7 protein-coding genes are annotated in these 6,315 nt (G+C 68.2%); 2 read left to right on the top strand and 5 right to left on the bottom strand.

Annotated features, from left to right (window positions below):
• Nucleotides 1-113 precede the first annotated feature (113 nt).
• A complete protein-coding gene (locus J7E89_RS39160) occupies nt 114-935 on the top strand; it encodes a hypothetical protein (RefSeq protein ID WP_214981130.1) in 822 nt (273 codons plus the stop codon).
• Between the two features lie 185 nt (nt 936-1,120).
• Here J7E89_RS39160 and J7E89_RS39155 read toward each other — a convergent pair whose 3' ends face one another.
• The 5 genes from J7E89_RS39155 to J7E89_RS39135 form a co-directional block, all read right to left on the bottom strand.
• Nucleotides 1,121-2,227 carry a replication-relaxation family protein gene (locus tag J7E89_RS39155; protein ID WP_214981128.1) on the bottom strand — a complete coding sequence of 369 codons (1,107 nt, stop codon included), beginning with the start codon at nt 2,225-2,227 and terminating at the stop codon, nt 1,121-1,123.
• A complete protein-coding gene (locus tag J7E89_RS39150) occupies nt 2,224-3,396 on the bottom strand; it encodes a M20/M25/M40 family metallo-hydrolase (protein WP_214981126.1) in 1,173 nt (390 codons plus the stop codon). Before J7E89_RS39150 ends, J7E89_RS39155 begins: the two co-directional genes overlap by 4 nt.
• 34 nt (nt 3,397-3,430) lie before the next feature.
• Entirely contained in the window at nt 3,431-4,366 is a 936-nt protein-coding gene (locus tag J7E89_RS39145; RefSeq protein WP_251061704.1) for a DMT family transporter, read from the bottom strand.
• 49 nt (nt 4,367-4,415) lie between these two features.
• A complete protein-coding gene (locus J7E89_RS39140) occupies nt 4,416-4,565 on the bottom strand; it encodes a hypothetical protein (RefSeq protein WP_214981123.1) in 150 nt (49 codons plus the stop codon).
• Between the two features lie 149 nt (nt 4,566-4,714).
• A complete protein-coding gene (locus J7E89_RS39135) occupies nt 4,715-4,987 on the bottom strand; it encodes a hypothetical protein (protein WP_251061703.1) in 273 nt (90 codons plus the stop codon).
• Between the two features lie 130 nt (nt 4,988-5,117).
• On the opposite strand from J7E89_RS39135, the gene J7E89_RS39130 reads away from it, so the two are divergent.
• Nucleotides 5,118-6,110: a helix-turn-helix transcriptional regulator gene (locus tag J7E89_RS39130; RefSeq protein ID WP_214981121.1), complete on the top strand. Its 993-nt coding sequence runs from the start codon at nt 5,118-5,120 to the stop codon at nt 6,108-6,110.
• Nucleotides 6,111-6,315 lie beyond the last annotated feature (205 nt).

Here is a 6,315-nt window from a genome sequence, read left to right as displayed (position 1 = left end):
CATTTTCAGTGCACTTCTAGATGCCGTTCTCCCCGTGCCGCGCATCCGCTTCCGCCTTGCCTGTGCTTCTCGCACCCCTGCCCAGCCGCCTGTGCCTGGCGCACCATGGAGACATGGCGTCAATGAGAGAGCCGGAACAGGGTGGGGCGCTGGAGCCGGTCGGCCGGGATGATGCGTTGCGGCTGACCGAGCAGTTGCGTGCGGCGATCGACGACGCGCGGCGGGCCGCGATGGTCCTGGCCCAGCGGGTCCGGGAAGCCCACCGGGCGCGGGTATGGGGCGCGCTCGGGCACTCGGGGTGGGGTGCGTACGCGCAGGATGAGCTGGGGATCAGCAGGGCGCAGGCGTACCGGCTGATCGACATTGCCGAGTCGGCCGGCGCGCTGAACCGGGCGATCGGCGCGGCCGGTGTCCTGGCTGATGTGTCACCCGCGGGAGACACGGACGCGGCCGGGCTGGTGGACATGGGGTTGTCGCAGCGGGCGCTGCGCGAGGTCCATGGCCAACTCGATGAACTCACTACCGTCGTCACCGAACGGCTCACTGCCGCTGCCCAGGCCGGGCAGCTCGAGTGGTCCGCGGTCCGTGCCATCGTGGGCCAGGCCGTCGACGAGCTCCGCCGCGATCCACTCCCCGCGGCCGGTGACACCGCTGCCGACGACGACGCTCTGGAGCGGGCACTCGCTGACGCGGAGCGACACCCGGATGACACGACGGTGGTACGGCGCCTGGTCGACGAGATGGCCGTAGTCGGCGGCCGGCTGGGGCAGAGCGCACTCGAACTCGCCCCGGCGTTCTGGTCCGAGCAGGAAGCCGTCGACAAGATCCTCGCCCGGTACGCGAACGACATCGGCTGCGACGTCGAAACCGTCCTCGCCGCACGCCGCTACGCGCTCACTGGCGACCGCCGCGCCCTGGAAGGCACCTGGCTCTGACCGCTGGCACCGCCCCCTGGGTGAATGCGGCGTCGCGTGCGTGACCCGACCGGCGCCCGCTCGGTTGCCCGGTGGCGTATGAAATCCGCCCCACGGATGCGCGCCCCGGGCGGGGCCCTGCCCCGTCCGGCCAGGGCCCCACCCCTCCGGTACACCGCACCCAAGACCGGCAGAGCTCCGGTGTGTCAGCGGCGGAGAAAGCCGAAGATGCCGTTCTCCTTGCGCCACGCCTCCGCTTCCGCCTTCGCCTGCGCCTCTTCAGCCGCCCGCTCCTCGGCCTTCTGGCGCTCGCTCTCCTTGGCGTGGGTACACACGGTGCAGTCACTGCCAGGCGGTACGGATTGCCAGCCGTCGCTCGGGTAGACGTCACGGCCGCAGGTCGGACACGCCCACGCGGTGGCCTTCCGCCGCCGCTTGGCCTCTTCCCGCTCGCGCTGCTCGCGCTCCTCCTGGGCGCGGCGCTCGGCGCGGCGTTCCTCTTCCCGGGCGTGGAAAGCGCGGTAGTCGTCAGGGTTGTCCAGAGCCGCTTCGAGGGTCTCCCACGAGGAACGCCCGTAGCGCCACCAGATGGGTCCGTGCGGGCCGTGCTGGTGCAGGCGGGCGAGGGTGGTGACGATGACGGGGACGGTTCCGTCGTAGTCGCGGTAGCCGTCCTTCACGTCCGCTCCGTAGATGCTGCCGCTGTGCCAGTGGCCTTTCCAGCACTCCGTGGAGAGATCCCGGACGGCCTTCATACGGTTCGTCATCGCCTCGGGCCCGACCTGCTTGGTGAACACGATCGCCAGCGGCGGATACCCCGCCCTGCGGCCGTGGTCGCTGTAGAGCGTTTGCCACATCGGGATGTCGTGGCCATTGGTGTCCTTGACGGTGCGGCGCAAGAACCTGCGGTACTTGAGAATCTTGTCCGCGACGATCTGCGGGCCTTCGGTGCCGTTGTCGACCTCCACGAACAGCACCGGCACACCGGCCTGCGGAGCGGTCAGGACGGCGTCCGGGCGGGGGCTGCCCTTGCTCGGGGTGGTCAACGTCCCGCTCACCGGCAGCACGACCTCGGTCTCCCACCCGGCCAGCGTGCCCAGCCCCGCCGGCCGGACCGGTGCCCCAGCCTGCGGCGGGACCGTCCGCGCCGGCTTGTTCTTGCGGACGACCGGGCGGGTCGGCTCCGGAACCGGCTGGAGGAACGCGGTGATCGTGTCCGTGACCCTCCTGGCGTGTGGAGCACCCGAGGGCACCGACGCCTTCGCCGTGCCACCCATCTCCCTGACCGGACGGTCTGGGGAGCGCTGTCTCACGCTGCCAGTGCTACGGAGGAGCTGGGGTACTCCAACAGCATCGGCGCTACTTTCAGTACCGACTCGAGCAGTGCCTGAGTGCCCAGGACCAGCTGTTCATCGGGTGTGTGTTCCTTGTTGGAGTGGGAAAACCCGCCGGTGGAGGGCACGAACATCATCGCGGTGGGAAGGCGCGTGGAGATCACTGATGCGTCGTGTCCGGCATAGGAGAGCAGCTGATCCGTGCGTCCCTTCTCCCGGCAGGTCTCATCGACGGCGTCCAGGACGCGCTTGTCGAAGTGTGCGGCGGGCTTGGCTGAGATACGGGCCAGTTCCGCGGCGCAGTTCTCCTCGGCAGCGATACGTGACAGGGTCTGGTCCAGTTCGGCTTCGATGTCGTCCAGGGCGGTGTCGGAGGAGGCGCGGATCTCCAGCTCGGTGCTCGCGGTGCCGGGCACGACGTTGGCCGCTCCGGGGCCGAAGCTGATGACGCCGGCGTTGCCGATCCCCATCGGGTCGGTGGCCAGGATGATGTTCTTCAGCTCGGCGACGATGCGGGCGGCCACGCGTCCGGCGTCTTGCCGGTCCGCCCACATGGTGGTGCCTGCGTGGTTCTCTTGCCCAGATACCGATACCTGGTAGCGGCGTACTCCGACGATGCCGGTGACGGGTGCCAGATCGAGGCCGGCCTTCTCCATGCGCAGGCCCTGCTCGATGTGGATTTCCAGGTAGCCCACCAGGTCATGGGCGTGAGCAGAGTTCGCGAGCGCGGTGGAGCCCACCAGGCCGCCGGCCGACTCCGGGCGTACGCCTTCCTCGTCGAACCAGGCCACGCTCTCCACGTGGTCGGCCAGCGGGTGGTTCTGCTCGTGGAGGGTGCGCAGGACTTCCATGGCGGCGATGACTCCGTAGGCACCGTCCAGGTGGCCTCCGGCGGGCACTGTGTCGGCGTGTGAGCCGATGAGCAGCCAGGGGCCGGATGTGTTCTTGCGGCGGGAGAAGACGTTGCCTGTCTGGTCGTAGTAGGTGTGCAGGCCTTCCACGCGCATGGTCTTGTCCAACCAGTCCCGCCCGGCCCAGTCGGCCTTGGTGCCGGCGATGCGCCACAGGGCACCGTCCTGGCCGGCCCCGATCTGGGACAGGTGGGTGAGGTCGGAGAGCAGGCGGGCGGCGTTGATGTGAAGCGACATGAGCTGTTCCTTCAGTGGTGGTTCAGGGGTGGTTTCAGCGCTTGGCACCCAGGGCGACGCCGGTGATGATGGCGGCCATGCAGAGGATCTGGATGAGCGTGATGTGTTCGCCGATGGCGAGGTAGGCCACGCAGGCGACGAATACGGGCTGGAGGTAGTAAATGACCCCGGCGCGGGTGGCGCCGATGAGCAAGACGGCTTTGTTCCAGGTGTAGAAGGCGATCGCGGAGGAGGCGATGCCGATGTAGAGCAAGGGACCGACGGTGGCACCGCTAGGTGCGAAGGCTCCCTGAAGTGCGAGAGAAACGGCGTAGACGGGAGCGAGCATCACGGCGCCTGCGGCGAAGGTGGCCAGGAGGAAGCTGGGGCCGGAGATCGTGGACGGCTTGCGCTTGAGGAGCGCGGAGTAGCCGGCGAACGTCGCCATCGCGGCGAGCATCCACAGGTCGCCGGCCCGGAAGTCCATCGAGAGCAGCGCGGTGATGCTTCCCTTGGAGACCAGGGTGACCACGCCGATGAACGCGACGGCCATGCCGGTGGCGCGGATGGCGGTCATGCGCTCTCCTTCTGCGAAGGCGAACGCCGCGATCACCGCGGGGGATGCGGCAGCGATCAGTGCCAAGTTCGTCGCCGACGTCGACTGCCCGGCGATGTAGATCAGGGTGTTGAACAAGGTCACCCCGAGCAGGGCAGCGAGCACGATCAGACCGGCGTGCCGGCGCACCGCCTGGCGCTCGCGCAGGAGTCCGCGGATGGCGAAGGGAGCGACAGCTGCGAGGGCGATCACCCATCGCCAGAAGGAGGTCTGCACGGGAGGGATGACATCGCCCAGATGACGGGCGATGACGAAGTTCCCGGACCAGATGGCGGTGGCGCCAAGTGCCAGGAGAGGGCCGAGCCACACGCCGAAGCGGGAAACCGGGGCCATAGCTGGTGTGGTGTTTGTGGACAGGGTGGTCGGAGTTGACATGGAAGTCCTCACCTGCATCGTCATGCGGTAGTCATGGGCGGGTGGTCTGCTATCCCCATCCGGCGGAGTCCTGAGGGCCCTGACTGTGCAGCTTCGTCCCGGAGTCGGAGAATTCCGTGAGTCCGGCCCCGGTGGTCAGGGCGGTGTCGAAGGCGAGGGCGATGACGGCTGCGGCGAGCGGTCGACGGAGGACGGACATGGTGCTCCTTTGACGGGATGGGCGAAGTGACGGTTCGGGCGGGGACTGCTCAGAGGACCCTGCGTCCGGCGTGGGATCAACACTGCTCACCGGGCAGCCCGAAAGGAAGAAGATCAACTTGGCAGGAGGCGGCCTGGCAGCGTCCTGCCTCACAGTCGGCCCGGTGCCAGGCACCAGCCGGACAGCGCCGGTGAGTTCTCCAGTGCCCGGCAGGTGACCGCGTGCGCCAACGCCACGGCCCTCTCCTGCGTCGTGGCCTTGATGAAGAACGTCAGATGGCCAAGCCCACCGGTCTCGGGGCGATTGACGTGCAGGTGTTCCACCCCGTGTTCGAAAGACGCGACGACCCACAGGATGTCCAGCACATCAGCGGACAGGGCAGTGCTTTGCGGCCCGCTCAGGACCACGGTCACCATATGCATGTGCTGATCTTGAAACGTGAGACGGACATTGCCCAGGTTTCCGCCCAGGCAGGAAGCTTCCGGGCAGCAAGCTGCCTGCCTCACGGGTACCGTCACGGACGGCGCGACGAAAACTCAGGCAAGGACGTTCATGTCGCAGCTGCACCCGCTCGGAATCGACCGCACCGCCGAAGCCGTCTACCGGCTCATGCTCGAAGAACCCGGGCACGGCATCGCCGAACTCGCCGAGAGCCTGGCACTGCCCGACAGCGACATACGCGCCGCCCTCGACCAGCTCGCCGAACTGAACCTGCTGCGCACCTCCCCGCAAGCAGAAGAAGGACTGCGCCCGGTTCCCCCCACCGTCGGCATCCAGCTCCTGCTCGCCATGCGGGAGAAAGAACTCCGTCACGCCCAACAGGAGTTCGCCGACGCCCAGGTCGCCGCCATGACCCTGCTGCACCAGCACGCCGAAGCCGAAACCGGCCGTCACCACGTCGAGATCCTCTCCGGCATCGAGGAGATCCAGACCCGCCTGGAACAACTGGCCCATGACGCCACCGCACCCCTGATGTCATTCATGCCCGGCGGCGCACAGACCCAGGCCACACTCGACGCCTCCCACCCCCTGGACGCCACCCTGCTGGAACGCGGCATCCCCGTGCGCACCCTGTACCAGGCCTCCGTGCGCAACGACCCCGCAACACTGGACTACGCCCGCTGGCTCACCTCCCGGGGCGCGCAGGTACGCACCGCCGCGACCCTGCCCCTACGCATGGTCCTGTTCACCGGACAGGCCGCACTGCTGCCCGTCGACCCCGACAACACCCGTCGCGGCGCCGTCCAGCTGCAAGGCCCCGGCATCCTCACCGCGCTCGCCGCACTCTTCGAGGCAATCTGGGACCAGGCGGATGACTTCGGGACCGCCGCAGACCGCGAACATGACGACAACGGACTGACCGGGCAGGAACGACAACTGCTGCGCCTGCTCGCCCAAGGGCACACCGACGCGATCGTCGCCCGCAGACTCAGCATCGGCGTACGCACCGCCCGCCGCATGATGGCCGAACTCATGACCCGCCTCGGCACCCGCTCCCGCTTCGAAGCCGGCGCCGAAGCCATACGCCGCGGCTGGCTCCAGTGACACACCCTCAGGGGTTCGAATTCAGTGGGGCGCATGTGTCCCTCCCCTCGTAGCGTGGAGCCCGTGATTGCAGGGGAAGTTGAGGTTCATGGGGTCCAAGAAGCAGCCGTACAACACCGAGTTCCGCGAGGGTGCTGTACGCATCGTGATCGAGACAAGGAAGCCGGTCTCCGAGGTCGCCGAGGGGCTTTGTCAGGTTGAGCGG

The sequence above is a fragment of the Streptomyces sp. ISL-100 genome, from assembly GCF_018614615.1.
Taxonomy (GTDB): domain Bacteria; phylum Actinomycetota; class Actinomycetes; order Streptomycetales; family Streptomycetaceae; genus Streptomyces.
Note: the sequence above shows the minus strand (reverse complement) of the source record. Positions and strands in the feature narration are given on the sequence as shown.

What these genes read in the sequence shown, in the direction of transcription:
- J7E89_RS39150 (WP_214981126.1), bottom strand. Translation starts at nt 3,396, where the DNA reads ATGTCGCTTCACATCAACGCCGCCCGCCTGCTCTCCGACCTCACCCAC.
- J7E89_RS39135 (WP_251061703.1), bottom strand. Translation starts at nt 4,987, where the DNA reads ATGCATATGGTGACCGTGGTCCTGAGCGGGCCGCAAAGCACTGCCCTG.
- J7E89_RS39145 (WP_251061704.1), bottom strand. Translation starts at nt 4,366, where the DNA reads ATGTCAACTCCGACCACCCTGTCCACAAACACCACACCAGCTATGGCC.
- J7E89_RS39160 (WP_214981130.1), top strand. Translation starts at nt 114, where the DNA reads ATGGCGTCAATGAGAGAGCCGGAACAGGGTGGGGCGCTGGAGCCGGTC.
- J7E89_RS39140 (WP_214981123.1), bottom strand. Translation starts at nt 4,565, where the DNA reads ATGTCCGTCCTCCGTCGACCGCTCGCCGCAGCCGTCATCGCCCTCGCC.
- J7E89_RS39130 (WP_214981121.1), top strand. Translation starts at nt 5,118, where the DNA reads ATGTCGCAGCTGCACCCGCTCGGAATCGACCGCACCGCCGAAGCCGTC.